The sequence below is a fragment of the Burkholderia diffusa genome (assembly GCF_001718315.1).
Taxonomy (GTDB): Bacteria; Pseudomonadota; Gammaproteobacteria; order Burkholderiales; family Burkholderiaceae; genus Burkholderia; species Burkholderia diffusa_B.
In genome coordinates, this window is sequence record NZ_CP013363.1 from 83,333 (window position 1) to 107,821 (window position 24,489).

Consider the following 24,489-nt stretch of genomic DNA (forward strand, 5'->3'; position numbering starts at 1 on the left):
GCTCGCGGCGTGACGCGCGGATAGCCGCGCGCACCGGCGTCGCCGCGACGCGAATTTTCGACGGACACCGACATGCCGCGCGCCGAGAAGAGAGCCGGCGAAACCAGTGCGATCTACGAGCCCGCCGTTGCCGGGTTGGCACTCATCGCCAGCTTTTGTAAAGAAGCCACGGCAGCGCGATCGAATGACGCGCGCCTGTCGCACAGGCACGCGTCGCCACACTCAAATGCGCCCCATCAGCACCAGTATCACGACGATGACGACGATCAGCCCGACCGAGCCCGACGGCCAGTAGCCCCAGCTTCGGCTGTGCGGCCATGCCGGAAATGCGCCGATGAGCAGCAGAATCAGAACGATGATAAGGATCGTACCGAGCATCGCACCCTCCTGAACGTGGTGACATGACGGTGGCTCCTGCCGCAATCCCCGTGCCGCGGCGAGAAGCCGGACGAAGGCCGGCACAAGCGCGCTGTATGAATCCGCGGAATTCATGCGATGAATGCCGGACGATTCAGAAAATAAATTTCAAAAATGCATCCCCGCTCGCTATGCTGGGCCTTCGGTTTCCCTCAGGCGGGCATGCAATGGCTGAACTTTTTCTGGTGCGGCACGGGCAGGCGTCGTTCGGCACGGACGACTACGATCGGCTGTCCGCGGCTGGCGACCAGCAGGGCGTCTGGCTCGGTGAATATTTCGCGCGGCAGGGCCTGACGTTCGACCGTGTGATTTGCGGCACGATGAACCGGCATGCGCAGACGGTCGATGCGATCCTGCGCGGGATGGGCGGCGAAGGCGCGCGGGTCGACCGCCATCCCGGCCTGAACGAATACGACTTCCACGGGCTGTTCGCGGCCGCCGCGAGCGACTATCCGGAGATCGCGCGGCTCGCGGCGGGCTCGATGAAGGAACACTTTCGCGCGCTGCGGCAGGTGCTGCACCTTTGGGCCGACGACAAGCTGGGCGACACCGCACCCGAGACCTGGGCGCATTTCCAGCAACGCGTCGCCGACGCCCGCGCCGCGATCCGCCAGGCCGGCAACCAGCGCGTGCTCGCGGTGAGCTCCGGCGGCCCGATTGCGGTGACCGTGCAGCAGGTGCTCGGCGCGCCGCCGTCGAGCGCGATCGCGCTGAACCTGCAGATCCGCAACAGCAGTCTTTCGCAGTTTTTCTTCAACGCCGAAGCGTTCCACTTGGCGTCGTTCAACGGCATCCCGCATCTCGAGGATCCGGAACGCCACACGTGGCGCACCTACGGCTGACCCTACGAACGATCGCGACGATGACGAACCCTTCCCAGCCCCTGGACGTAGCCCGCCTCACGCGCTATCTGGAAGCGCACGTGCCGGGTTTCGAAGGCCCGCTCGACATGGAGAAGTTTGCCGGCGGCCAGTCGAATCCGACCTTCCTGCTGCACGCGAAGAGCGGCCGCTACGTGCTGCGCCGCCAGCCGCCCGGCGAATTGCTGAAATCCGCGCACGCGGTCGATCGCGAATTCCGCGTGCTGAGCGCGCTGTCCGGCACGGCGGTGCCGGTCGCGCATCCGTATCACCTGTGCGAAGACCGCGACGTGATCGGCAGCCTCTTCTACGTGATGAGCTTCGACGACGGGCGGATCTTCTGGGATCCGGCACTGCCGGAGTTGCCGAAGGCCGATCGCGCGCGCTGCTACGACGCGCTGCTGCGCACGATGGCCGCGCTGCATGACGTGGACGTCGACGCAGTGGGCCTTGCCGACTACGGGCGCCCCGGCAATTACTTCGAGCGTCAGATCGGCGTATGGACGAAGCAGTATCGCGCGGCGGAAACGGAGCGCCTCGACGCGATGGAGACGCTGATCGACTGGCTGCCGAAGGCGTGCCCGGAGGACACGGGCCGACCCGCGCTCGTGCACGGCGACTTCCGCATCGACAACCTGATGTTCGCGCGCGACGACTATCGCGTGCAGGCCGTGCTCGACTGGGAGCTGTCGACGCTCGGCAACCCGCTCGCCGATCTCGCGTATTTCTGCATGTGCCTCCGGTTGCCGTCGGGCGGCCAGGTGCGCGGGCTCGCCGGCCAGGATCGCGATGCACTCGGTATTCCCGACGAAGCGGCGATCGTCGCGCGCTATTGCGAACTGCGCGGGATCGAGCCGATCCGCGACTGGCACTTCTATCTCGCGTTCAGTTTCTTCCGGCTCGCGGCGATCGCGCAGGGCGTGAAGGCGCGCGCGCTGCAGGGCAACGCGTCGAGCGAGCAGGCGCTGCGCGTGGGCGCGATGGCCGGCCGGCTGGCCGAGATGGCCGTCGATGTGATCGGCGCGCATCGCTGACATCGCCGCGCGGCGGCACGACAAGACATCAATGGAGGAGCACAGCAACATGGCAACGAATCTGTTCGACCTGACGGGCAAGATCGCGCTGGTGACGGGCGCGAGCCGCGGCATCGGCGAGGAAATCGCGAAGCTGCTCGCGCAGCAGGGCGCGCACGTGATCGTGTCGAGCCGCAAGCTCGACGACTGCCAGGCGGTCGCGGACGCGATCGTCGCGGCGGGCGGCCGCGCCGAAGCGCTGGCATGCCATGTCGGGCGACTGGAGGACATCGCCGCGACGTTCGAGACGATCCGCGGCAAGCATGGCCGGCTCGACATCCTCGTGAACAACGCGGCCGCGAATCCGTATTTCGGGCACATCCTCGATACCGATCTCGCCGCGTATGAAAAGACCGTCGACGTGAACATTCGCGGCTACTTCTTCATGTCGGTCGAGGCCGGCAGGATGATGAAGGCGCAGGGTGGCGGCGCGATCGTCAATACCGCGTCGGTGAATGCGCTGCAGCCGGGCGACCGCCAGGGCATCTACTCGATCACGAAGGCCGCGGTCGTCAACATGACGAAGGCGTTCGCGAAGGAATGCGGGCCGTTCGGCATCCGCGTGAACGCGCTGCTGCCGGGCCTCACGAAGACGAAATTCGCGGGCGCGCTGTTCGCCGATCAGGACATCTACGAAACCTGGATGGCCAAGATTCCGCTGCGCCGCCACGCGGAGCCGCGCGAGATGGCCGGCACCGTGTTGTATCTCGTGTCGGACGCGGCGAGCTACACGAATGGCGAATGCATCGTCGTCGACGGCGGTCTGACGATCTGAGCGCGCGATGAAACTCGACAGCTACGCCGGCCAAGCCGTGATGATCACCGGCGCCGCGAGCGGCTTCGGCGCGCTGCTCGCGAGCGAGCTGGCCGCGATGGGCGCGCGGCTCGCGCTCGGCGACCTGAACGAGGCGGCGCTCGAACATGTGGCCGCGCCGCTGCGCGCGGCCGGCGCCGACGTGATCGCGCAGCGCTGCGACGTGCGCATCGAAGCCGAGGTCGCGGCGCTGGTGCAGGCGGCGGTCGCGCGCTTCGGGCGGCTCGACGTCGGCATCAACAACGCGGGCGTCGCGCCGCCGCTGAAGGCGCTGATCGATACCGAGGAAGCCGATCTCGACCTGAGCTTCGCGGTCAACGCGAAAGGCGTGTTCTTCGGGATGAAGCACCAGATTCGCCAGATGCTCGCGCAGCGCGAAGGCGTGATCCTCAACGTCGCGTCGATGGCCGGGCTCGGCGGCGCGCCGAAGCTCGCCGCCTACGCGGCGTCGAAACATGCGGTGGTCGGGCTCACGAAGACGGCTGCGCTCGAATATGCGCGGCATGGCATTCGCGTGAACGCGGTGTGCCCGTTCTACAGCACGACGCCGATGGTGACCGACAGCGACATCGGCGATCGCCAGGATTTTCTCGCGCAGGGCTCGCCGATGAAACGGCTCGGCCGCCCCGAGGAAATCGTCGCGACGATGCTGACGCTGTGCGCGAAGGAAAACACCTATCTGACCGGGCAGGCCGTCGCCGTCGACGGCGGGGTCTCGGCCTTCTGAACCGAACGAACGGAAAACGGAATCTCGAGGAGTCGATCATGGACTTTGGCTACACCCCGAAAGTGGAAGAACTGCGCGAGCGCGTGCGTGCGTTCATGGACGCGCATATCGTGCCGCGCATCCGTCAGTGGAACGAGGAAGTGCACGCGGGGCAGTATCCCGTGTCGTTCATGGAGGAGCTGAAGGAGCGCGCGAAGGCCGAAGGGCTGTGGAACCTGTTCCTGCCGCACCTGAAGGACGACGAGCCGGGCACGGCCCTGACGAACCTCGAATACGCGCCGCTCGCCGAGATCATGGGGCGCGTGGGCTGGGCGTCGGAGGTGTTCAACTGCAACGCGCCGGATACCGGCAACATGGAGCTGCTGCACATGTTCGCGACGCCCGAGCAGCGCGAACAGTGGCTGCTGCCGCTCTTGCGCGGCGAGATCCGTTCGGCGTTCGCGATGACGGAGCCTGACGTCGCGTCGTCGGACGCGACCAACATCACGACGCGCATCGAGCGCGTGGGCGACGAATACGTGATCAATGGCCGCAAGTGGTTCATCACGAACGCCGCGCATCCGAACTGCCGGATCTTCATCGTGATGGGCAAGACCGACCCGCAAGCGGAATCGCACCAGCAGCAGAGCATGATCCTCGTGCCGCGCGACACGCCGGGCGTGACGGTCATGCGCAACATCACGGTGGTCAATCACTACGCGCCCGAAGGACACTGCGAGATCACGTTCGACAACGTGCGCGTGCCGGCGCGCAACCTGCTCGGCGAGGAAGGCAGCGGCTTCGCGCTCGCACAGGCGCGCCTCGGGCCGGGCCGGATTCATCACTGCATGCGTTCGATCGGCGCGGCCGAGCTCGCGCTGGAACTGATGATCGACCGCGCGCAGTCGCGCGAAGCATTCGGCAAGCCGCTGAATCGGCACGGCACGATCGGCGAATGGATCGCGCGCTCGCGCATCGAGATCGACCAGGCGCGCCTGCTGGTGCTGAAGGCCGCATGGATGATCGACAAGGTCGGCGCGAAGGCGGCGCGCAAGGAAATCTCGATGATCAAGGCGCTCGTGCCGGCCGTGTACACGGATGTGTGCGATCGCGCGATGCAGGTGTTCGGCGCGATGGGCCTGAGCCCCGACACGCCGCTCGCCGATCTGTGGACCTGGGGTCGCGCGCTGCGCTTCGCCGACGGCCCGGACGAGGTGCACCTGCAGGCGATCGCACGCATGGAGATCAAGGACGCGGTGCGCGGCTCGACCGAACCGTACCTGACGCGGCCGCTGCGCGGCTGAGCGGCGCACCGCGCGGGAAGGCGACGTGGGCGAACGGGAGGCGCACGGCGTATTAAGATGCCGGCAAGGAGATCCGGCGATGCGTCTTTCGAAGATTGATCTGAACCTGTTCGTCGTATTCGAGGCGATCTACAACAAGCGCAACCTGACGCGCGCGGCCGAGGTGCTGAACCTCACGCAGCCGGCCGTCAGCAATGCGCTGGCGCGGCTGCGCAAGACGCTGAACGACCCGCTGTTCGTCAGCACGCCGGCCGGAATGATGCCGACGCCGATGGCCGAGAACATCGTCGGCCGCGTGCGCGAAGCGCTGCAACTGCTCGATTCGAGCGCGCACGAAGGCGATGTGTTCGATCCCGCTTCGTCCGAGCGCGTGTTCCGGCTCAGCATGAGCGACCTGACCGAGGCGCTGTTGCTGCCAGCGCTCGGCGAACTGCTGCAGACGCATGCGCCCGGCATGCACGTGCGCAGCTACACGATGGACCGCCGCGAAGTGGCGACCGCGCTCGCGAACGGCTCCGTCGACATCGCGATCGACGCGCCGCTGATCGGCGATCCGCACCTGCACCAGGCGCTGCTCGTGCGGGACCGCTACGCGTGCATGATCCGCGACGATCACCCGTTCAAGGGCGACACGCTGACCATGGACGACTACCTGTCGATGGGGCACATCCACGTGTCGAGCCGCCGCAAGGGCAGCGGGCACGTCGATGCGGAGCTGACGCGGCTCGGGCTGCGCCGAAACATCCAGATGCGCGTACAGCACTACATGGTCGCGCCGCTGATCGCGATGCGCGGCGATCTCGCGCTGACGGCGCCACTGCGCCTGCTGCAGCGTTACCCGGCGCGGATTCTCGAACTGCCGTTCGAGATGCCGGGGCTCGAATACTTCTGCTACTGGCATCGCAGCGCCGATCAGGATCAGGGCAGTCGCTGGCTGCGTGAACAATTGATGACGCTGATGGGCGGGATGGGCGGGCCGCAGTGAAGGGTGCGGCGTGCGTATCGCGCGTTCGCTCGCGCTTGCCGGCTCAATACGAATCGTCGTCGAAGCGCGACGAGGCCGGCCGGCGCTTCATGTCCTTCAGCCAGTCCCTGACCTGATCAGGATCCTCGAACTCGCGCAGCGCGACGGTCAGGTCCTGGTTGCCGCGCTGCATGCCGGCGATGTCGCGCGCGAGCATGCGCAGGACCGTATCGGGCGCGACCTTGGTGGACGACGCGATGCCGTAGGTCCGCCGGAAATCGTTCTCAACGTGCTGGATCTCCTGATCGAGTTCGCGCAGCTGTTCCTCGAGGATGCCGTTGTAGCGCGTGAGCCGCGCCTCGCTCAGGCCGTCGATCGCGCGTCTGTCGATCTGTTCGATCTCCAGCTGCAGTTCCAGCAACTGCAGCAGGTTGCCCTTCTCGTAAGCGCGGTTGACCCGCTGCATCAGCGCGGTCTTGCGTTGCTGTTCGCCGGGATCGGTTTCCCGATCGGGGTGCAGCGCGCTCGCGAGCTTGCGATAGATCTCGCGGATCGACTTGCTCGATTCGGCTTGCTCGGCCTCGATCCTGGCCTGCGCGGCCGACTGCTTCGGCGATTTCTTCCGCTTCGCGCGCTGGGCCTCGCGCGCCGCGTGAGCGGCCATGTCGCGCTCGAACTGCGCGTCGAGCTCGGCTTGCATCCGTTCGGCAAGTTCGTCGGGCGACAGCGAGTCGAGATCCGCCGGTGGTTCCGGTGCGGGCTGCTTCGGTTGGGGCTCGGCCGCTGCGCTGCCGACGTGCGCGGATTCGGCGTGCCGGTTGTAAATGACCGTTAACGCCGCGTCGTCGCTGACGTGCAGCACGTCGCGCGCCATGTCGGCGATCAGGTCGGACAGCGTGCGCTGTTCGGCCTTGCTCAAGCCTTTCCGCAGGAACGTGTCGTCGAGCAGATGAATCAGCCGGATCCGCAGCGCCGTCGCTTCCTGTTCGAGCGGCAACAGCCCGTCGACGAACTTCTTCTGGAACGCCGGCATCACGGCTTCCCACGCGCGCAGCCGTTCGCGCCGCTTTTCGATGTGCTCGACGAGCGTATTGAACGTCTTCTGGGCTTTCGACAGGCTGGCTGCCTCGTGACCGGGCGCGATGGCGACCGCGGCACCGCGACGTGCGGTCATGGTGAATTCCTCCGGCCGCGGCGGGAGGCGCGGCAGGCCGGTATTTTAGCCGGACGCGCGTGCGCTCCGGCCGGCGGTGCTCCGATGCCGACGCGCTACAGCATCGCCATCGATTCCGTCACCTTCTGCTTCATGTAGTCGAGGAAGCGCTTCCGGGACAGCATCGTCTGTTCGTGCGCGGCGCGCCCGGCGGCGTCCGCATTGCGTCGCGCGATCGCGTCGATCAGTTCGCCGTGATCGCGGCCGTCGGCGAATTTGCGGTGAAGATGTACGCCGCCGTCGCGCCGGGCGCCGACGACATCGCGGTGTCGGTCGGTGAGCGGGCCGGCTTGGACAGTCGAGCCAGCTGCACCGATCGGCGACACGCTAGCGCTTTACCGCCGCAACCGCCGGCGCGCCCGAGAATGTGCCCGGCGCGCCGGTCGAGCCGTAAGCGGCCTCGCTGTTCTTGTGTTCGGCGAGTCGCTTCGCGGCCAGACGCTCCTGTGCGGCGACGATGCCGTCTGGATAGTTGTCGGCGTCACCGGCCGACGGATCGTAGCCGACCGATTCGAGGTCGAGCAATTCCTGGCGCACTTGTGCACGCGTGAGCGTCGAATGCGACGACTGCGCGTATGACGCGGCCGGTGCGGCGAGCAGAACGGTGGCGGTAGCGGTGACGATGTTGATGATGATGGATTTCACGATTTCCTCAGGAGGTTTCATTGTGGTTCGGCATGCATGCGATGACCTGAACCGACGTGACAAATTCAGGGACTCGAATCACGCGGATATGCGGCGAATCCTGCGCGCCGTGTTTCCGTGCGAGCGAGCGTGAGCGGCGCACGAGCACGTGGTTCATGCGTTGGCGACCGCCGCGACGGCGATCCGCGAACCGACAGCACCGACAGCACCGACAGCACCGACAGCACCGACAGCACCGACAGCACCGACAGCACGTGGCGCTGCGATCGACGGCAACCTGAAGCGTTCCGCGGCGAGATCGACGAACGCGCGTACCTTGCCTGGCAGGAACTCCCGGCCCGGGTACACGAGCGCCACGGCCACACCGTCGTTCACGATCCGGTAGTCGCCGAGCACGCGCGTCAGCGTGCCGGCGCGCAGTTCGTTCGCGACCGCGAATTCCGGCAGCAGTGCGATGCCGCTGCCGGCCAGCGCGAGCTGCCGCTGCATCAGTGCGCTGTTCACGGTGACCGGCGCATCGAGCTGGATCGCATCGAGCGTGCCGTTGGGGCCGGCCCACCGATAGGTTCTCGCACCGGCCGCGAGGCCGACGATCCGATAGCCGTCGAGGTCGGACGGCCGCTGCGGAGGCGTCGCTTCCAGCAGGTAGCCGGGCGAGGCGACCGCGACGAGCGGCGCATGCACCAGCGTGCGCGAGACGACGGAAACCGACGTGATCATCGTGTCGGCGACGATCCCGACATCGAACTCGCCGCCCAACAGGTCGACCTCTGTTTCGGTCAGCGTGATGTGAAGCGACACGCCCGGATGGCGCGACTGGTATTCGGCGAACAGCCCCGCCAGTTCCGTCGACATCAGGCTGTGCAGTACGACGACGTTCAGGTCGCCGCAAATACGGCTCGATTCCTGCGTGGCGCGCGACTCGATTGCGGAGAGATCCAGCAGCAACGCGCGGCACCCTTCCGCATAACGGACGCCGACCTCGGTGAGCACTGTCTTGCGCGTCGAGCGTTGCAGCAGCTTCACGCCCAGATGCGATTCGAGATCGCCGACGTAGCGCGTCACAAGCGACGGTGAAAGATTCAGCTGGTGGGCGGCATGGGAGAAATGATGCGTGTCGGCAACCTTGAGAAAGACCCGCATCGCACTGAACAGATGATTCACGACGGTTCCTGTAGCACGGACGTTGGAGACGGCGGAATCAGCTGCCGAAGTAGACGTTGCAGAAGCTCACGGGGCCGACGCAGTCCGAATCGGGCGTTGCCGGGGTGCTGGCCGGCGCTGTGCGAAGCGGTACGACGGCCTTCGTTGCGGCGTCGGAACGAACGTTGCCGCCGCCGTTTGAACGCGCGACGAGTTGCGCCGTGTCGGCCGCAACGATTGCATTCGATTGGTGCTGGACGGCGGGGGCCGCAGGCTGCTGTTGCGCGAATGCGCCGGCGGTGAAGGTGACGCATGAGAGTGCGACAAGGGTTGATGCGAGCGGGGTAAGGACAGGCTTGAGCATTTAGGATTCCGATTTTAAGAACGTTGTCTATTGCCAATTCGATTCGGGATGTCGGCGTGGTCGAGTCGTCCTGTCGATGGCCCCGGGGCGTGTCGGATTCTTCTTGTCGAGTGTGTCGGCGTGGTGCGGAAGGATCGTGCGACATGGGCGCCGGGGCCCTCGATGCAGGGATTCGGCGCGACCGATTCATCAGGAATCGATGACGAAAGAATGAAGGAAAACCCTGATCGTGTCCAAGGCGAATTTCCGATCCAGTCGATAAGGCAAATCGATCATGCATCGATGAATTGCCTGTTCGCGCGTGGATTCGATGAATACGGAATCCGAAATAAAGTGGAGGTTGTGCGCGTGCGGGCCAACGCATGCAGGCGCGACATCCGTCATGCGGATGCCGCGCCGAACCGAAGCGATGATTCGAGCTGGACGCATCGCCCGGCGGGCGACGCGGCGAAGATCAGGACGGGCCGTGTAGCGTCAACGTGCGCAGCGACGACAGGCTGCCGTGTTCGAGCATCTCGCGCACCATCTCCGCAAATGCCGTCGATGCGACGGTGCGATAGGCGCCCTTGCGCCGCAGCAGCGCGACCGTGCGCACCGGAAACGGCGGATCCAGCGGCACGTACTGCAAGTCCCGATGCTCGAACTCGATCGTGCCAGGCAGGATCGTCGCGATCTTTCCGCGGCTCACGATCTTCAGCACCGCGCTGATCGAATTGGCCTGCAATGCGACGTCGGGCTGCATGTCGTACGACTGGAAATAGCTGTCGACGTAGAAGCGCGACACGAAGCTCGTCGTCAGCAGCGCGAGCGGTGTGTGGGCGAGCTGCGTCGGCGTGACCGGTTCGCGCTGCGCGGTCAGCGGATGCGTGCGGCCGACCACCAGCATCAGTTGCTCGGGAAACAGCGCTTCGGCCTCGATTTCGTCGGATCGAACGTCGACGAAGCCGAACGCGAGATCGACCTGATCGTCGCCGAGCGCAGTCTCGACCGCATCGAGCGACATCTCGGTGATCTCGATGACGATGCCCGGATAGCGTTCGTGGAACTGCTCGATCACGGGCGCCACGAGATATTCGGTGAAGGTCGGCGTGAAGCCGATCCGCAGTTGCCCGCGCGACAGGTCGTGCACGTCGTGCAGCGCACGCTGCGCGGTGAGCAGGTCATTGTGCGCGCGCCGCGCATATTCGAGGTAGACGCTGCCGAAATCGGTGAGCTGGACCATTCGCCCGCTGCGATCGAACAGTTGTGCGCCGAGCTCGTCCTCCAGCTGGCGCACTTTCTGCGACAACGCCGACTGCGACACGCTGAGCGCTTCGGCGGCCCGCGTGAAATTGCGGTGTTCGTCAATCGCGAGCAGATAGCTGATGTTGCGAAGCAGGGGGCTGCGTTGGGTGAACTTCATCTTCCGCGGAGTAAGTCGCTGGTCACGTGGATCGGGTATCGCGCCATTATGCGCCGGTTGCCGGGCGGTGGATCGGGATGGCATGCGACGGTGCGGAGTACCGCTGCGTACGCTGATGCCGGCGACGGGCGCGTATGCCGGCCCGCCGCGCGGGAGGCCGGTTGCGGCGCCGGCGTGCCCGCCGGCATCACGTGGCGCAGGGCGTTCGATCGTCGGATCGTCCGGGATGCTCATTGCCAGCCGCCTCCGAGTGCCAGGAACGTTGCGATCTGGGCATCGTTCACCGCCTGCTGCGCGGCCGCGATGGCCGACTCGGCAACCAGCCAGGTGCGCTGCGCGTCAAGCACCGCAAGCCCGCCGATCCGGCCGCCCCGACGCAATTCCCCGGTCCGTTCCATCACGTCGCGTGCCGCATCGCGCGACGCCTCGAGACGCTGCAGGCGATCGAGCGCGGCTCCGTAGCTATCGAGCGACATCTCGGTTTCGCGCAGTGCGGTAAGCACGGTCGAATCGAAATGCGCGAGACTCGCGCGGCTGTCGGCCTGCGCGGCCTCGATACGGTCGCGGATCGCGCTGCGATGCAGATCCCAGGTGACCATCGGGCCGACCGCGAAGCGGTTCGTCAGCGGCGTGAAGAACGCGGCGGCGCCGCCGGTCGAACCGATGCTCGCACCGAGCTTGATGTCCGGATACAGCGCCGCCGTTTCGACGCCGATGCGCGCGGTCGACGCGGCGAGCCGGCGCTCGGCCGCGCGGACGTCCGGGCGGCGCTTGAGCAGCGCGCGCCCGTCCCCGGACGGCAGCGGCTTCGACAGTTCGAGCGGTGCGCTGCACGACAGCAGCGCGCGATCGTAGTTTTCCGGCGGCTGCCCGGTGAGCGTCGCGAGACGGAACGCCGCATTCAGCCGGCGCGCCCGCAGCGGTGCGAGCTGGGCGCGGCTGCTTTCGATGCCGCCCTGGTCGCGCTGCTGCTCGAAGATCGGCGCACGGCCATTCGCGATCAGCTGACGCGTCAGCGACAGGCGCTGCTGCTGGACCGCGATCGAGCGCTGCAACACGTCGATCTGGTTGCCCGCATTGCACAGGTCCGAATAGGCGCGCGTGACTTCGGCGGCGACGTTCACGCGCACGAGATCGCGCGCCGCGGCGACCGCCGCATTGTCCGCGGACGCTGCCTCTATCCCGCGCCGGATCCCGCCGAACAGGTCGAGGTCGTAGCTCATCGTGAAACCGATGTTGTAGATCTCGTGTCGCGGCGGCTCGACATGCGACAGAACCGATGCCGCCGACTGCTGCGTATAGTTCGTCGACGCGTCGAAACCCACGCTCGGCTCGCGCGCGGTTCGCGTTGCCGCGAGCAGCGCGTTGCTGCGTTCGAGATTCGCCTGCGCGGCGCGCAGGTCGACGTTCCCGGCCAGCGCTTTTTCGACGAGACCGTCGAGCACCGGATCGTTGTAGAGGCGCCACCAGTGATCGGGCAGCGGGTCGTTCGACGTGACCGATGCGCCCGCAACGAACGCGCCGTTGGCCGCCGGTGCGTTCACGAGTGCGTTCGACGGCACGCGATAGTCGGGCCCGACCGTCGTGCATGCGGCGAGCGCGACCACCAGCGCGGCGATGGGGGCCGTGCGCAGGCTCACCATGGCAGGCTCCGGCGCACCGTGACGTCGCCGGCACGGGCATGAATCTCGACCGACGCGGTCTGCCCCGGCACGAGCCGCACGCCGGGCGGCACCGAGTCGATCGCGACGCGCACCGGGATGCGCTGCGCGAGTCGTACCCAAGTGAACGCGGGGTTCACGTTCGCGAGCTGCGCATCGCCGCCTGCGCGCTCGCGGTCTTCGACGCCGCCGGCGATGCTTTGTACGTGACCGCGGATTTCGCTCGCGACGCCCATCAGATAGATGCTGGCCGGATCGCCGACGTGAATCGCCGGCAACTTGGTTTCCTCGAAGTAGCCTTCGACGCGCAGCGACGTGTCGTTTACGAGCGCCATCGCGCCCTTGCCGGCGTTCAGGTACACGCCGGGCAGCAGCCCGACGTTGGTCACCGTGCCGTCGACCGGCGCGCGCACGAGCGTGCGTTCGAGGTTCAGCGCGGCGAGGTCGCGCGCGGAGCGTGCCTGCGCGAGCGCGGCGCGCAATTTCTGGACGCGCGTCGTGCCTTGCTGTGTCGATTCCTCGGCGACGACGTCCGGCATCGCGCGATTGCGGCGATCCTCGCGGATCGCTTCGTCGAGTTCGGCCTGATCGCTCGCGAGGTTCGCGTCGGCCTGTGCGAGTGCGATCCGGTAGCGTGACGGGTCGATCACGAGCAGCACCTGGCCCTTCGACACTTTCTGGTTGTCGCGCACGCGCACGTCGATGACGAGTCCGCTGACGTCGGGCGCGATCGGCACCACGTCCGCGCGCACCTTGCCGTCGCGGGTGAGCGGTTCGATCTGGTAGCGCACCCACAGCGCGTAGATCGCGCCGAGGATGCCGAGGATGATCGCGACCGTCAGTACGGTGCGTAACAGGGGGATGATTCGCTTCATGTTCAGGAGAGAAGGCGATGCGGGAAACAGGCGTCGGCGAGGCGGGCGAAGCCCCACCACAGCAGGAAGAAGGTGGCCAGTTCGAGTAGCGCGGGTTGCCAGAGCAACACGCGCAGCGGCAGGCGCTGCAGCACGCCGCGCAGCAGGAACGTGACGGCGAGCGCAACGACGGCCCATGCGAGCGCGGACGGCATGTAGATGCCGAAGATGTGGATCTCCTCGATCATCGTGACGTTCCTCCGACGAGTTGGACATGCGGGAACAGGTTGCAGCGCATGCCGACCAGCGCGAGCAGCGTGGCGTCGTCGCGGCCGGTGGTATTGCGCGCGGCCGCGCCGATCGCGCGGTTCAGCGCGCGCATCAGCGACGCAGTGGCCGGAATCGGATGGTGCGCGTCGGCGCGGGCGCGATACAGGTTCGATACTTCCTCGAGCGCGGCTTCGATCGCGACGCGCGTCTGCGCATCGCCCCTGTCGAGACCCTCGCGCACCTGAATGATGTTGCGGCCGATGCGCAAGTCGCTCAGCCCGTCGACCGCATGCAGCGCATCGCCTTCGTTCGCGAACGCCATGCGGGCGGCAACCTGGCCAAGCCGGTCGACCGCGCGCGCGGTCCACGTCGGCGCATCGAGCGGTCGGCGCGGATCGGCCATCTGCGCGAGGTCGGCCCAGTTCTGACGCACGATTCGATATGCGGTCCAGCGCGTGCTGGCCGAGCGGAAGAGTTTGGTCACGACCAGCGTCGTGACGATGCCGCCGACCTGCGCGAGCCCTGTATTGAGGAACAGCGCGAAATCGGCCTGGAAGCGATCGAGAAAACCCATGGCGACGATGAAGCAGGAGAACATCGGAAGCGCGCGAGCGGTGCGCGCGGGATCGGCCTGGATGTAGCCCATCCAGATGAAGGCCGGTGCGAGCGTCAGGATCAGCATCCCGGCGCCGTCGACACGCGGCAGGATCACGAACAGGTACAGCGCGGCGAGCGGAAAGGTGACGAGCGTCGACACCAGATAGCGGCCGATCACCGGTGCGGGGTCGTCCTGCGCGGCGAACGAGCAGGTGACGAGCGCGGCGAATGCCGCGGTTGCGGATCCATTCGGCCAGGCAAGCAGGATCCACACCGCGCAATAAATGACGATCGCGGTGGTCGTCGCGGCGCCGGCGAGCAGCGCGAGCCCGTGGTCGCGCGCGAGCCTGAAGCGGCGCGTGCTGTCGACGGGCGGCAGGTGACGCTCGAGTTCGGCGTCGCTTTCCGAGAAGGTGCGCACGAGTCCGCGGGCGGCATGCAGCGTGTCGAGGAAATCGGCGGTGCGGTCGAACAGGTTCGCGGTGAGCAGCGACGTCCAGGTCGGATCGAGCAGGCGTTCGGTCGCCAGCTTGCGGCAGCGCGCGGCGAGGCCGACGTCGAGCGCTTCGCCGACTTCCTGCGACGCTTTCAGGTCATCCATCACCGCCTCGACGAGTGCGGCGGTCTCCGCATCGACCGCATTCAGCGAGCGCAATTGATCGAGCCGGTTCGCGGCAGCCGACGCGATCGACAACAGCGCGGCGAGGCGGTGCTGCAGCGCCGTGACCGTGTCGCGCGTCGCGAGCGCGAAGCGCTGGTCGAACGGCAGCGTTGTCGCGATCATCCCGAGCTCGGTCACGTCCGCCGCGAGCTTGCGGCGATGCTCGTGCTCGAGCCGCGCGTGATGCGTGCCGAATGCGTCGACGGTCCAGCGGCAGGCATCGCCGAGGAACGACAGCGCGCGCTCGTGAATCACCGGCCGGTTGTTCGCGGGCTTCAGCAGCATGTGCGCGATCGTCACGCACAGGATTGCCACCGTCATCTCCTCGACGCGCGACACGGCCGTGATGAAGATGTTGGTCGGGTCGTCGAGATACGGAAAACAGATCACGGCCGAACTGAACGCGGCCATCTGGAACAGGAATGCGCGCGGCGTGCGGTCGAGCACCGCGAGATAGATGCAGAAGCCGATCCATAGCGCGAGGCACAGCACCAGCAGCACGGGCGAGTTCTGCAGGTTGGGTGCGACCACAACCGTCACGACCGCGCCCGCGGCGATGCCCGCGAGCCGGTAGATCGTCTTCGGCCGGAACGCACCGGCCATGGGCTGCGCGGTCACGTAGACCGTCAGCAGCGCCCACCAGGGGCGCGGGAAGCTGACGGCAAACGAGATCAGCAGCACAAGCGCGGCGGCGATAAAAGTGCTGACCGAGAAAAGGAGTTTTCTCGGATCGATGGAGAATGGGTCGCGCGGCCGTAGCGGCGCGACGGTGGCTTGCGACACGTCGATTTCCTTGAGCGAGACAGGCGGAAAGGGTTGCTGCGATTGCGCTACGGCGTCGGAGGCGGCGTGCCGCACGTCATGTCGTGCAGCGCGGGTTTGCGGCATGCGCCGCGGCAGAGGGAGGCGGGGTATGCGGGAACGTGAGACCGCACGGAAAGGGGGATCGTTGCAGGTTGTTCAAGCACGGCTTGCGCGCCTTTTCCTTTTTATTCAAGCGCATGGCGACACACGTCGGCGACCGCGAGTGCCACGAAAACTCGGTTGCGAAGGATCAGGGTTTCATTCGATTGCGATGGACGAAATTGTGCGATGCGGCGCGCACGGCGTCCAAGTCGGATTTCCGACCGGGTCGATCGGTTTTACTTATCGCTCGACGAGCGGGCCGGCCAGAATGCCGATCATGGAATGCGCAACCCGAGGCGCAACAGGGGCGTGAAGCGGTTGCCAGCGCAACTGCATGACGACACGGTGGCGAGCGCGCTACCGCGTGTCGTCAGTCACCGAACAATTGCCCCTGCCCCGAAATCACGCGTTCGAAATCGTCGCGCAGGAACGGCAGGATCGCATCGGCGACCGGCTGCAGCTGACGGCTCACGTAAAACGCGTAATCGATCGGCGAGCGCATCGTCTCGAGCGGCTCCGGGCCGGCCGTCGTCATCACGTAGCTGATCCAGCCGCCGCGCTGGTACTGCAGCGGCCGGCCGCGCGCCAGGTTGAATTCGTCGGCGATCCGCGCGGCGCGCACGTGCGGCGGCACGTTGCGCTGGTATTCGCTCAACGGCCGGCGCACGCGCTTGCGATAGATGAGTTGCCCGTCGTATTCGCCGGCGAGCGTGCGGCGCACGTAGTCGCGAACGAAGTCCTGATACGGTTCTCGCTTGAACACGCGCCGGTACAGTTCGCGCTGGAATGCCTGCGCGAGCGGCGTCCAGTCGGTGCGCACGGTTTCGAGCCCCTTGAACACGAGGTCCTCGCTGCCGTTCGCCGCGAGCGCCAGGCCCGCATAGCGCTTCTTGCTGCCTTCCTCCGCGCCGCGTATGGTCGGCATCAGGAAGCGCCGGTAATGCCGCTCGTACTGTAGTTCGAGTGCGCTTTCCAGCCCGAAGCGGTCGCGCAGGTGCGCCTGCCACCAGCGGTTCACGTGATCGACCAGCGCGCGGCCCTTGGCTGCTGCTGCTTCGTCGTCGTGCTCGCGCCCGAGCCAGACGAAGGTCGAATCGGTATCGCCATAGATGACTTCGTAGCCTTGCGCCTCGATCAGCTCGCGTGTGCGATGCATGATCTCGTGGCCGCGCATCGTGATCGACGACGCGAGGCGCGGATCGAAGAACCGGCAGCCGGTCGAGCCGAGCACGCCGTAGAACGAATTCATGATGATCTTCAGCGCCTGCGACAGCGGCGCATTGCGCTGGCGTTTCGCTTCGTCGCGGCCTTCCGACACGCGCCGCACGATGTCGGGCAGGCAATGCGCGGTGCGCGAGAAGCGCGCGCCGAGAAAGCCGGGCACCGACGTGTCGTCGCCCGGATGCGCGAGCCCCTCGATCAACCCGGCCGGATCGATCAGGAACGTGCGGATGATCGACGGATAAAGGCTCTTGTAGTCGAACACGAGCACCGAATCGTACAGGCCGGGCCGCGAATCCATCACGAAGCCGCCGGGGCTGTTCTGGCCCGTCACGTCGCCGAGGTTCGGCGCGACGTAGCCGAGCCGGTGCATGCGCGGCAGGTACAGGTGCGTGAACGCGGCGACCGAGCCGCCGGTGCGATCGGCCGCGAGGCCCGTGACGGTCGCGCGTTCGAGCGCGAAGGACAGCAGGTCGGCCTTGTCGAAGATGCGCGTGACGAGTTCGCAGTCCTTGAGGTTGTAGTGCGCGAGCGCCGGCTTGTCGTGATCGAAGCGGCGCTGGATCTCGTCCATCCGCTGATACGGATTGTCGATCGATTTGCCTTCGCCGAGCAGCGACTGCGATACGTATTCGAGGCTGAACGACGGGAACGTCCACGTCGCCGATTTCAGCATGTCGATGCCGTCGAGGATCAGGCGGCCGGCCGCGCCCGCGAAGAAATGATCGGGCTGTTGCCCGTGTGCGCGCCACTCGAGCAAGCTGCCGCCGCGGCCCAGCTTCAGCGGCACGCCGTATTGTTCCGCGTGCGCGTGCAGGATGCGCAGGTCGAACTGCACGAGATTCCAGCCGATCACCGCATCGGGATCGTGTTCGTCGAACCAGTCGTTGACGCGCGTGAGGATCTCGGCCGGGCTGTCGCAGTAGTCGAGGCGGAAGTCGACGGGCGGCGCGTCGCCGTTCGGCGGGCCGAGCATGTAGACCTGCCGCTGTCCGCAGCCTTCGAGCGCGATCGAATACAACTCGCCGTGAACGCTCGTTTCGATGTCGAGCGACACGCAGCGCAGTGTCGGCCGATAGCCGGTCGCGGGTTTGAGTTCGGTGTCGGTCAGCGTGCCGTCGCGGCCGGCCGTGCCGCGAAACAGCACCGGTGCGGTAATGAAGCGCTCCATCGCGTAGCGGTCGGGCGGCTGCACGTCGGCTTCGTAGACGTCGACGCCGGCCGCGGCGAGGCGTTTCTGGAGTCCGGACAGATGGCGGTAGCGGCGGCAGTAGAGGCCGGCGACCGCACGCTGGCGGAAGTCGCGCAGCGCGAGCGGACGCAGTTCCACATCGCGTTCGCCGGCGAGCGCGCGTTCGGCGAGCGCCTGCTGCTCGACCGGCACGAACGCGACGGCCTCCTGCGGGCGCAGCCGCACGCGGCGCGGACCGTGTTCGGTTGCCAGCCAGAACTCGATCTCGATGCCGGACGCGGTGTCCCGCCAGTGGCGGGTGAGGATGAAACCCTGCTCGAACTCCGTCAAAACGCTTGCTCGTCGTGGATGCCCAGGCCGCGGATTTTAGCGCCTCTCGCGCGGTTCCCGCCGAAGGGCGAATCGATGACATCAGGTGGCGGGAAGCCGCCGCACGGTCCGTCACGCGGCGCATCGGCCGCGTGACGCAGCCAGAATCGCGCGCAGACCGGGTGACGCGTGTGCGTCGCGTATTCGTCTACCCCGGCGTTCGGTGCCGATGCGGCATTCAGGCCGGCATCGGCGCGAAATTCCACTTCAGGTGTTCCGCTCGCCGTGGCCGCTGATACAGATAGCCCTGTGCGTACTGAATCCCGACCGCATGCAGCGCGCGGTGCTGCTCTTCCGTCTCCACGCCCTCGGCAATGATCTTCAGGCCGTAGTGGTGGGCGACCGCCGCGATCCCTTCGATCAGTTTCGCGTTGCCGGTCGTGAGCGGCGAGATGAACTGGCGATCGATCTTCACGTAGTCGAACGGAAAGCGCGACAGCATGTCGAGGTTGCTGTGATGCGTGCCGAAGTCGTCGATCGCGAACTTCGCGCCTTTCGCGCGCAGTGTGGCGAACATCTCGGTGGTGCGCGAATTCTTCTCGAGCAGGATGCGCTCGGTCACTTCGAGCACCAGCGTGCAGCCCGGTGGAAGCCGGGCGATCGTGTCTTCGACGACGGACACGAAGCGCGCGCGCTCAAGATCCTTCGGCGCGACGTTGATCGCGATGCGCAGCGGCACCGACGGCGCGAGTGCGGTCAGATCCGATACGGCTGTCCGAAGCACGAACTCGGTCACCTTCGGCAGGACCGCACTTGACTCGACCTGCGGCACGAACACGGCCGGACTGATGGCCCCCCATTTCGGATGGTGCCAGCGCAGCAGCGCCTCGACGCCGACGGTCCTGCGCGTTTCGATGTCGATGATCGGCTGGTAGACGACATGAAATTCGTTGCGCTTCAGCGCATTGCGCACGGCCTTCAGCAACAGCCGGCGCGGCGCCATCGCGAGCAGGTACGCGGCAGCGACGAGGCCGTTGACCAGCAGCGCGATCGTCAGGCAGATGAGTCGGTAGCGCCGCTGCACCTGCCAGACGTAGGGTTCCGCCGAGGTAACGGAGACCGTGAACGGCCAGGCGTTCGACGCGATCCTGCTGCCCGTTGCCGGTGCCGCGCCGGTTGGCGACACGAACTCGCCGTGCTGATCGATGCTTCCCGCGCCTTCGATCGACAGCGTGGCCGTTTCCGCCCCGAAGCGGGTCCCGTGCGCGAGCATGTCCGCCACATAGTCGCCTTCGACCAGATAAAGGACGCCGGAGTCGGGCGCGGTCGCGCGAAACGCCGCCAGCACCGGAACGTGACGCTGAAACGGCGTTTGCCGAAGCAGCGTGATGGCCGTCGTCCCCGGCGCTGGCGCATGAATGTACGCGTCGAGCGGAACATCAATCGCACCCAGCGCTGAAGAGCATGTGACGCGACCGCCGTTCGCCAGCGCGACGGCTCGAAGATAACGCAGGTGAGTGCCTACTTCGGCGAGCGTCCTGAAGATCGTCGTGCAGGGCTGCCCGACCAGCGCGTTCAACTCATTCGGGTGCCGCGAGCGAATCCCGTCGAGGATGCGGTCGACCGATATCACGATGTCGTTCGCTACGTCCCTTTCGTGCCGTGCAATCGAGTCGCGCGCCAGGCGCCCTGCGACGACGAGCGCCAGCACGAACACGAGGATGCAGACAATCAGGGCGACCGGGAAGACGATGTGCGGCCACGCGCCGCTGCGCTGGAACGCGGGCTTCGGGCGCGGTGCGGGCGCGGATGGTCCTCGGGTCGTACTTGTTGTTGTGCGCATGTGAATGCAGGTCGAACCGTTCGATGAATTGGCGCGAGGCATTCGCCGTGCCTGGCCGGGGCACCGCGGCTCGCGCCCATATCGGGACGCAAATCGATTCTACGCTCGCAAAGCCCGCGAAGCGGCATCGCGCCGGATTCGACGCGATTCTTCATAACATACATCGGTAATGCATGTATATCGGTATCGCAACCTAAAAAAAACCCGGCCGCATCGATGTGCGGCCGGGACAGAAGACACCGTCTCTTGGCACGAGGATGGTGCGCGGCAAGTATAAGGTCTGTCGAACCGGATTACGAAATAATGCTAATCAAAAAATCGCGAAATATCGAGATTGATGCTTGATGGGAAATATTTGCGTCGCGCGTCAGTTCCGGCCGCCGTGCTTCAGAAGTCGTTGCGCATCTTGTGGAGCAGGTCGCGGGGCGATTGATGCGTGTCAACGGCGGTGAGGACGTCGGTCAGGAACCACGGCAGGTTCAGTTGCGTATCGGAATCGCCGACGCAGATGCGGATCGGCGGCGCCTTCGACGCCGCGCGGGAGCTGGGCGCCGTACCGGCGGACGTGGACGACGGCACGCAGTTCCGCGCTTGCTGCGCAACGGGCGCGGCGGCAATGTTCGTGGCAGTGCCGGCAATCGCCGGCGAGCTGACGGCGGCAAGCAGGATCAGGATGGCGAAAGGGGCGGCGCGTTTCATGTGATTCTCCGGCGATGCACGTTCGACACCGTCGGCGGGCCCGAGTTCGGTGAGCCGCCGAGGCGTCGCATGCGCGACGACATGGGCATCTCCGGCGCGGTCGAACGCGATGCTGAATGGCCTCGCGCGCCGGATCGATCGATCAAACGTCAAGAATCGTTTGGATCACCCTTCCGACGCTTGCGATGCCGGATACGCTCATTTATCGTGCCGCCACGACGGCGCCGACACGGGGCGCCAAGCCAGTTCGCAAGGAGCATTCGTCATTACCGCATTCAATCGTCGCACGCGTATTCGTGCCTTTCTCGTCGCGTCGATCGCGTCTCTCAACCTGGCGCAGCCCGCGGCGGCAGCCTATACGGAATCGTGGATGAGCGACCACGACGTCAAGGAGTACGCACACCAGGTCAAGCATTCGCCCGTGGCGGCGAGTGGTGCGACGGCCGTGAAGCCGGGGCGGCAAACCGGTTCTTCGCGATCGAATGCGCCGGCGGCGGCGCATGCCGACGCGAAACCCGCGTCGAACGCGCACGCGGCGCCCGCGAAGAACCGCAAGGTCGAGCACGCGGTCGGCATCGATCCGAAGGCGCCCGTCATCGCGAAACCGAAGGTCGTCCAGACGGCGCACAAAAGGGCAGCCATCCAGCATTGACGCAGCACGCAGGCCGGCACGCATCGATTCGTCGATGCGCGCCGCAATAACCGAAGCGTTCAACCATCACGGAGAACCATCATGTCGCTGATGGACCGCCTGCTGTCACGCGGCGTGCGGAACGCCACGTCGAGAAGGCGCGTGATCGTGCGTGTATGGCTCGACGAGCACGGGCGAGTCCGCGATCTCAAGGTCAGGCGCAGTTGCGGCGACGTCGCGCTCGACGAGAAGGCGCTTCACGCAATTGCGGTGATGCGCTTCCCCGGCGGCCACCTCGGCTCCGGCGGGAAATCGGCGAAGCGCTGGCACGATCTCGATTACCCGGTGGACTGACAGTGCGTCACGAATACCCGTAGCAGCGCTTCAATCCCGTGTAATCGTAGAAGTGGCTCCCCGCGGCGATCTTCGCGCCGTCGCACGCCGCCTGGAAATCCGTCTCGCGCTCGTTGTACAGCATCTTCACGATGATCCGCGAGCCGTTCCGATACACGTCCCATTGCATGTTCGCGGCCATCGGCGACACCTGATCGCCGCGCCACGGATTGTTCGCATACGTGTAGGTCTGCGCCTGCGGCGTCGGCACGAACACGTTCTTCAGGTTCATGATCGACGCGAACGGAATCACGATTTCCGCATGCGTGAAGCGCAGCTTTGCGGCACGCGTGAGGTCGCCGCGCGCGATCGCGTCGACCTCGCTGAAGAAGTCGTCCTGCAGCACCTTCGCCATTCGGTACGTGACCGGATTGGCCTCATGGATACCGGGCCCTTTCTGGTAATAGTCCTCCGCGTCCTGCAGATAGGCGAGCGTTTGCGCCTGCTCCGCGCCGATGTATTTCTCCATCGTGACGCCGCCCGTTTCGGCCGTCATCGCGGGCGCGACCTGCAGCAGGTTGTACAGCACGTTTACCGCATCGACGGCCGATGCGATCTTCGTCTTGCCGTCGCCCTTCAGCGTGTTGGTGAACTTGCCGTCCGGCGACGTGAACGCGTAGGTTCCCGTGTTCGCGAACGTATAGCCGTCCGTGCCGAGCTTCGCGATGAAGGCTTGCGACACCAGCGCGGCCAGCACTGTTTGCGCGACTTCCGCGACTTGCGGCGCGGCCTTGATCGTCTTCAGCTTGTCCGCGACGGACGCATCGCTCGAATAGGCCTGGTAGGTTTGACTGGCCTGGTAGGTCGCGTAATACGGATCGGACGTATCGGTCACGAGATCGGTGGCCGGCTTCAGCGCATGGAAATACAGCAGGAACCGGTTGGTGCCGGCGGGCTGCGCGACCGGCGCGCTCGCCGGATAGCCGGACGGCGCGGCCGGCAACGTGATCGCGGCGGCGAGTGCCGGCTGCGCGGCGACGAGCGCGGCCGAGAAGTAGGTCGAACTGTCGACCGCGCGGTCCTGCCCCGAGTTGACGACGACGATCTGCCGGCCACCCGACGCGAACAGCGCCGGCAGCCGCTGCGCGAGCCGCGCGGCGAGCTGCTGGTGTTCGCGGATGCCGGTTTGCGTGAGATTGCCGTAGCCGGGCGTCGAAATCCCCTGCACGCCGTAGCCGAGCAGCGCGTTGGCCTTCATCATCGAGTATGTGTCGGCCTTCAGCTGCGCGCCGAGCGCGGTCAGTGCGCCGTCGGCCTCGGCCTTGAGCAGCATCGCGTAAATCGCGCCGTCGTATTTGAAGCCGGACAGTCCGCGCGAGCCGTGCCGCGCGACGAGCTCCGTATACACCGGCGTATAGCCGGCGGGCGGCGCTTCGTAGGTCGCCGCGTCCTGCTGCGGACGATAGGGCGTCTTCGTCTGGTAATACGTCGCGGGCGTCGGTGCCGGCGCGGGTGCCGGTTGCGTGCTGCCGTTGTCTGCCGACGCGGCAGGCGCAGTCGACGTTTCTTCTCCGCCGCATGCGGCGAGCAGCAGGCAGGCGAAGGCGACGGCGGTAGCGGTACGGGTAGGGCGTGTCATCGTGGCTTGAAACGGATGGAACGACGCGGCAAGCGCGTCGTTCCCCTTCCGGGCGGAATCGGTCGAATCCGGAAGTGTTGCAAGCGACTTTGACAGCAGAATGTCAGGGTTCGGTCGGGCAATCGTCGGCATGACGCCGGATCGCGACCGGCCGGCGCGAGCCGGCCCGTATGCAGGTGCTCAGGTCAATGCAGGCCTGCCGATGCAATCGAACGCATCGTGTCGGTGATGCGCACGCAACGCGACAAACCGAACGTCTCGGCTTCGCGGCGCTCCGGTTCGCTGCTGGCGACGGCCACCGCGCGCTCGGGCGGCACGCCCAGCGCTTGCAGTGCGACGTCGAACGGATGCTGATTTCCTACGGAGTCCTGCTGATGCGCGTCGGTCACGACGACCGAGAAGCGGTCGAGGTTCGCGCGGCCGAACTGGCCTTCGAACATGTCGCTGAGCCGGGCGGCAGGCAGCGTCGTGACGAGACCGAGTCGATATCCTTGCTCCGACGCGCTGTCGAGCCACTGGATGATTGCATCGCGCTGGTTGCGCGATTCGTGCGAATCCGGTGTCGCTTCGATCTGCGCGAATGCGGCGTCGAGACGGGTGACGATGGCTTCGATGACCACGGTGATTCCTTTCCTGAGACGTGACGATCCGTTCGCGGACGGGAATGCCGCCCACCTTAGCGTCGTTCGGCAATATGCGACCAATTAATATTTATATTCGACTCATACGATTCGACTAATGAATGGGGCGGCGAGCCAATGCTGGCGC

25 protein-coding genes are annotated in these 24,489 nt (G+C 66.2%); 8 read left to right on the forward strand and 17 right to left on the reverse strand.

The window, feature by feature from the left end; translation table 11 throughout:
- Window positions 1-222: 222 nt before the first annotated feature.
- The gene (locus WI26_RS15765) at window positions 223-378 is read right to left on the reverse strand and encodes a DUF3309 family protein (protein WP_069226475.1); all 156 of its coding nucleotides are present in this window, start codon (window positions 376-378) and stop codon (window positions 223-225) included.
- Between the two features lie 206 nt (window positions 379-584).
- On the opposite strand from WI26_RS15765, the gene WI26_RS15770 reads away from it, so the two are divergent.
- The 6 genes from WI26_RS15770 (at window position 585) to WI26_RS15795 (ending at window position 6,159) form a co-directional block, all read left to right on the forward strand.
- On the forward strand, window positions 585-1,259 hold the full coding sequence (locus WI26_RS15770; protein ID WP_069226476.1) for a histidine phosphatase family protein: 675 nt from the start codon (window positions 585-587) through the stop codon (window positions 1,257-1,259).
- 20 nt (window positions 1,260-1,279) lie between these two features.
- On the forward strand, window positions 1,280-2,311 hold the full coding sequence (locus tag WI26_RS15775) for a phosphotransferase (protein WP_069226477.1): 1,032 nt from the start codon (window positions 1,280-1,282) through the stop codon (window positions 2,309-2,311).
- Window positions 2,312-2,360: 49 nt separating this feature from the next.
- On the forward strand, window positions 2,361-3,125 hold the full coding sequence (locus WI26_RS15780; RefSeq protein ID WP_059593675.1) for an SDR family oxidoreductase: 765 nt from the start codon (window positions 2,361-2,363) through the stop codon (window positions 3,123-3,125).
- A gap of 7 nt (window positions 3,126-3,132) precedes the next feature.
- The gene (locus tag WI26_RS15785) at window positions 3,133-3,891 is read left to right on the forward strand and encodes an SDR family NAD(P)-dependent oxidoreductase (protein WP_059509875.1); all 759 of its coding nucleotides are present in this window, start codon (window positions 3,133-3,135) and stop codon (window positions 3,889-3,891) included.
- Between the two features lie 38 nt (window positions 3,892-3,929).
- The gene (locus WI26_RS15790; protein WP_069226478.1) at window positions 3,930-5,174 is read left to right on the forward strand and encodes an acyl-CoA dehydrogenase family protein; all 1,245 of its coding nucleotides are present in this window, start codon (window positions 3,930-3,932) and stop codon (window positions 5,172-5,174) included.
- A 79-nt stretch (window positions 5,175-5,253) separates the two neighbouring features.
- The gene (locus tag WI26_RS15795; protein ID WP_059464894.1) at window positions 5,254-6,159 is read left to right on the forward strand and encodes a LysR family transcriptional regulator; all 906 of its coding nucleotides are present in this window, start codon (window positions 5,254-5,256) and stop codon (window positions 6,157-6,159) included.
- 43 nt (window positions 6,160-6,202) lie between these two features.
- On the opposite strand, the gene WI26_RS15800 is transcribed toward WI26_RS15795, so the two are convergent.
- The 14 genes from WI26_RS15800 to WI26_RS15870 form a co-directional block, all read right to left on the reverse strand.
- Window positions 6,203-7,312 (reverse strand): molecular chaperone DnaJ, encoded by a 1,110-nt coding sequence (locus WI26_RS15800; RefSeq protein ID WP_069226479.1) that lies wholly within the window; start codon window positions 7,310-7,312, stop codon window positions 6,203-6,205.
- A gap of 95 nt (window positions 7,313-7,407) precedes the next feature.
- A complete protein-coding gene (locus WI26_RS33010) occupies window positions 7,408-7,677 on the reverse strand; it encodes a hypothetical protein (RefSeq protein ID WP_069226480.1) in 270 nt (89 codons plus the stop codon).
- 1 nt (window position 7,678) lies between these two features.
- Window positions 7,679-7,996 carry a DUF4148 domain-containing protein gene (locus tag WI26_RS15810; protein ID WP_069227738.1) on the reverse strand — a complete coding sequence of 106 codons (318 nt, stop codon included), beginning with the start codon at window positions 7,994-7,996 and terminating at the stop codon, window positions 7,679-7,681.
- Window positions 7,997-8,149: 153 nt separating this feature from the next.
- Window positions 8,150-9,139, reverse strand: a complete 990-nt coding sequence (locus tag WI26_RS15815; protein WP_081334364.1) for a LysR family transcriptional regulator — start codon at window positions 9,137-9,139, stop codon at window positions 8,150-8,152.
- A 58-nt stretch (window positions 9,140-9,197) separates the two neighbouring features.
- Window positions 9,198-9,503 (reverse strand): hypothetical protein, encoded by a 306-nt coding sequence (locus WI26_RS15820; RefSeq protein WP_069226482.1) that lies wholly within the window; start codon window positions 9,501-9,503, stop codon window positions 9,198-9,200.
- Between the two features lie 454 nt (window positions 9,504-9,957).
- On the reverse strand, window positions 9,958-10,905 hold the full coding sequence (gene cynR / locus WI26_RS15830; protein WP_208604142.1) for a transcriptional regulator CynR: 948 nt from the start codon (window positions 10,903-10,905) through the stop codon (window positions 9,958-9,960).
- Window positions 10,906-11,135: 230 nt separating this feature from the next.
- Window positions 11,136-12,548: an efflux transporter outer membrane subunit gene (locus WI26_RS15835; RefSeq protein WP_069226484.1), complete on the reverse strand. Its 1,413-nt coding sequence runs from the start codon at window positions 12,546-12,548 to the stop codon at window positions 11,136-11,138.
- Window positions 12,542-13,441, reverse strand: a complete 900-nt coding sequence (locus WI26_RS15840; protein WP_069226485.1) for an efflux RND transporter periplasmic adaptor subunit — start codon at window positions 13,439-13,441, stop codon at window positions 12,542-12,544. Before WI26_RS15840 ends, WI26_RS15835 begins: the two co-directional genes overlap by 7 nt.
- 2 nt (window positions 13,442-13,443) lie before the next feature.
- A complete protein-coding gene (locus WI26_RS15845; RefSeq protein ID WP_059593634.1) occupies window positions 13,444-13,668 on the reverse strand; it encodes a DUF1656 domain-containing protein in 225 nt (74 codons plus the stop codon).
- On the reverse strand, window positions 13,665-15,731 hold the full coding sequence (locus WI26_RS15850; protein ID WP_069227740.1) for an FUSC family protein: 2,067 nt from the start codon (window positions 15,729-15,731) through the stop codon (window positions 13,665-13,667). The genes WI26_RS15845 and WI26_RS15850 overlap by 4 nt, the downstream gene beginning before the upstream one ends.
- A 493-nt stretch (window positions 15,732-16,224) precedes the next feature.
- Window positions 16,225-18,597, reverse strand: coding sequence for a DNA polymerase II (locus WI26_RS15855; RefSeq protein ID WP_069226486.1), 2,373 nt, complete (start codon window positions 18,595-18,597; stop codon window positions 16,225-16,227).
- Complete coding sequence (locus WI26_RS15860) at window positions 18,594-18,842, reverse strand: hypothetical protein (protein WP_069226487.1); 249 nt, start codon at window positions 18,840-18,842, stop codon at window positions 18,594-18,596. The genes WI26_RS15855 and WI26_RS15860 overlap by 4 nt, the downstream gene beginning before the upstream one ends.
- Window positions 18,815-20,461, reverse strand: coding sequence for an EAL domain-containing protein (locus tag WI26_RS15865; RefSeq protein ID WP_059509878.1), 1,647 nt, complete (start codon window positions 20,459-20,461; stop codon window positions 18,815-18,817). The genes WI26_RS15860 and WI26_RS15865 overlap by 28 nt, the downstream gene beginning before the upstream one ends.
- A 345-nt stretch (window positions 20,462-20,806) precedes the next feature.
- A complete protein-coding gene (locus WI26_RS15870; protein ID WP_059465015.1) occupies window positions 20,807-21,118 on the reverse strand; it encodes a hypothetical protein in 312 nt (103 codons plus the stop codon).
- A gap of 109 nt (window positions 21,119-21,227) precedes the next feature.
- On the opposite strand from WI26_RS15870, the gene WI26_RS33015 reads away from it, so the two are divergent.
- Complete coding sequence (locus WI26_RS33015) at window positions 21,228-21,770, forward strand: transcriptional regulator (protein WP_236849342.1); 543 nt, start codon at window positions 21,228-21,230, stop codon at window positions 21,768-21,770.
- Between the two features lie 81 nt (window positions 21,771-21,851).
- Entirely contained in the window at window positions 21,852-22,103 is a 252-nt protein-coding gene (locus WI26_RS15880; protein ID WP_059593637.1) for an energy transducer TonB family protein, read from the forward strand.
- Window positions 22,104-22,110: 7 nt separating this feature from the next.
- Here the strand turns inward: WI26_RS15880 and WI26_RS15885 are convergent, their stop codons facing one another.
- Window positions 22,111-23,721, reverse strand: a complete 1,611-nt coding sequence (locus WI26_RS15885; protein ID WP_069227741.1) for a histidine-type phosphatase — start codon at window positions 23,719-23,721, stop codon at window positions 22,111-22,113.
- A 185-nt stretch (window positions 23,722-23,906) separates the two neighbouring features.
- Complete coding sequence (locus WI26_RS15890; protein ID WP_059447488.1) at window positions 23,907-24,341, reverse strand: hypothetical protein; 435 nt, start codon at window positions 24,339-24,341, stop codon at window positions 23,907-23,909.
- Window positions 24,342-24,489: the final 148 nt, after the last annotated feature.

What these genes read in the sequence shown, in the direction of transcription:
- WI26_RS15765 (WP_069226475.1), bottom strand. Translation starts at nt 378, where the DNA reads ATGCTCGGTACGATCCTTATCATCGTTCTGATTCTGCTGCTCATCGGC.
- WI26_RS15770 (WP_069226476.1), top strand. Translation starts at nt 585, where the DNA reads ATGGCTGAACTTTTTCTGGTGCGGCACGGGCAGGCGTCGTTCGGCACG.
- WI26_RS15775 (WP_069226477.1), top strand. Translation starts at nt 1,280, where the DNA reads ATGACGAACCCTTCCCAGCCCCTGGACGTAGCCCGCCTCACGCGCTAT.
- WI26_RS15780 (WP_059593675.1), top strand. Translation starts at nt 2,361, where the DNA reads ATGGCAACGAATCTGTTCGACCTGACGGGCAAGATCGCGCTGGTGACG.
- WI26_RS15785 (WP_059509875.1), top strand. Translation starts at nt 3,133, where the DNA reads ATGAAACTCGACAGCTACGCCGGCCAAGCCGTGATGATCACCGGCGCC.
- WI26_RS15790 (WP_069226478.1), top strand. Translation starts at nt 3,930, where the DNA reads ATGGACTTTGGCTACACCCCGAAAGTGGAAGAACTGCGCGAGCGCGTG.
- WI26_RS15795 (WP_059464894.1), top strand. Translation starts at nt 5,254, where the DNA reads ATGCGTCTTTCGAAGATTGATCTGAACCTGTTCGTCGTATTCGAGGCG.
- WI26_RS15800 (WP_069226479.1), bottom strand. Translation starts at nt 7,312, where the DNA reads ATGACCGCACGTCGCGGTGCCGCGGTCGCCATCGCGCCCGGTCACGAG.
- WI26_RS15815 (WP_081334364.1), bottom strand. Translation starts at nt 9,139, where the DNA reads ATGCGGGTCTTTCTCAAGGTTGCCGACACGCATCATTTCTCCCATGCC.
- WI26_RS15820 (WP_069226482.1), bottom strand. Translation starts at nt 9,503, where the DNA reads ATGCTCAAGCCTGTCCTTACCCCGCTCGCATCAACCCTTGTCGCACTC.
- cynR (WP_208604142.1), bottom strand. Translation starts at nt 10,905, where the DNA reads ATGAAGTTCACCCAACGCAGCCCCCTGCTTCGCAACATCAGCTATCTG.
- WI26_RS15835 (WP_069226484.1), bottom strand. Translation starts at nt 12,548, where the DNA reads ATGGTGAGCCTGCGCACGGCCCCCATCGCCGCGCTGGTGGTCGCGCTC.
- WI26_RS15840 (WP_069226485.1), bottom strand. Translation starts at nt 13,441, where the DNA reads ATGAAGCGAATCATCCCCCTGTTACGCACCGTACTGACGGTCGCGATC.
- WI26_RS15845 (WP_059593634.1), bottom strand. Translation starts at nt 13,668, where the DNA reads ATGATCGAGGAGATCCACATCTTCGGCATCTACATGCCGTCCGCGCTC.
- WI26_RS15865 (WP_059509878.1), bottom strand. Translation starts at nt 20,461, where the DNA reads ATGCCTCGCGCCAATTCATCGAACGGTTCGACCTGCATTCACATGCGC.
- WI26_RS15870 (WP_059465015.1), bottom strand. Translation starts at nt 21,118, where the DNA reads ATGAAACGCGCCGCCCCTTTCGCCATCCTGATCCTGCTTGCCGCCGTC.
- WI26_RS33015 (WP_236849342.1), top strand. Translation starts at nt 21,228, where the DNA reads ATGCTGAATGGCCTCGCGCGCCGGATCGATCGATCAAACGTCAAGAAT.
- WI26_RS15880 (WP_059593637.1), top strand. Translation starts at nt 21,852, where the DNA reads ATGTCGCTGATGGACCGCCTGCTGTCACGCGGCGTGCGGAACGCCACG.
- WI26_RS15885 (WP_069227741.1), bottom strand. Translation starts at nt 23,721, where the DNA reads ATGACACGCCCTACCCGTACCGCTACCGCCGTCGCCTTCGCCTGCCTG.